The sequence below is a fragment of the Pseudoalteromonas sp. S2893 genome, assembly GCF_005887105.1.
GTDB lineage: Bacteria > Pseudomonadota > Gammaproteobacteria > Enterobacterales > Alteromonadaceae > Pseudoalteromonas > Pseudoalteromonas atlantica.
Genome location: NZ_PNCY01000117.1, coordinates 1 through 279 on the forward strand (window position 1 = coordinate 1; position 279 = coordinate 279).

The following is a 279-nucleotide window of genomic DNA, read 5'->3' on the forward strand; positions in this document are numbered from 1 at the left end:
TCGCTGAGTGAAATACTCCCATGCTGAGATGTAACTAAAGGGGTAGTGATTATATATAGCTCCCCTTGGTACTCAACACGGACATAAGTTAAAACGTTGCATTCCAAGGCTTCTTCTTCATTAACTAAAAAATGATCGTTTACCGCTTTTGGCGCAAAGTTTAGCTCTCCTCCTTGCGGTGCTACGTTAATTAATTTTTCAAAGACACTTTCACCACTGCCATCTACACCAGTTATTAAAACATGATAGATTATATCAGATACTTGTTTGTAGAAAATT

1 protein-coding gene is annotated in these 279 nt (G+C 37.3%); it reads right to left on the bottom strand.

Annotated features, from left to right (window positions below; all coding sequences use genetic code 11):
* Positions 1-279, bottom strand: a 279-nt coding sequence (locus tag CWC04_RS19735) for a hypothetical protein (RefSeq protein WP_171038604.1), incomplete at both ends; no start/stop codon positions are given.